This window comes from Legionella worsleiensis, from assembly GCF_001467535.1.
In the GTDB taxonomy this organism is placed as follows: domain Bacteria; phylum Pseudomonadota; class Gammaproteobacteria; order Legionellales; family Legionellaceae; genus Legionella; species Legionella worsleiensis.
On sequence record NZ_LNZC01000013.1, the window covers coordinates 1 to 305 of the forward strand.

Here is a 305-nt window from a genome sequence, read left to right on the forward strand (position 1 = left end):
GTTCCAGTCGCTACCTACACTTTGAGTGACGGCAGCAGCAGCGACACCTCGACTTTGAGCATAGACGTCACGGCTGTTGATGATGCCTTTAGTGATGCGGATGAAGTCTTGAGTACGGCAGAAGACACCACATTAAATGGCAACGTGCTGACCGGAACGAGCAGCGTGGACGGTGCAGTGAGTGTCACTGAATTTAGCGTGGCAGGGGATCCGGCCACTTATAATGCAGGCGACACAGCGACTATTGCCGGGGTGGGTACCCTACAAATTAATGCCAATGGAACGTTCAGTTTTGTTCCTGCAGC

At 52.8% G+C, this 305-nt stretch carries 1 protein-coding gene; it reads left to right on the top strand.

Annotation, left to right across the window (positions count from 1 at the left end; all coding sequences use genetic code 11):
- Window positions 1–305, top strand: a 305-nt coding sequence (locus Lwor_RS13845) for an Ig-like domain-containing protein (RefSeq protein ID WP_162262297.1), incomplete at both ends; no start/stop codon positions are given.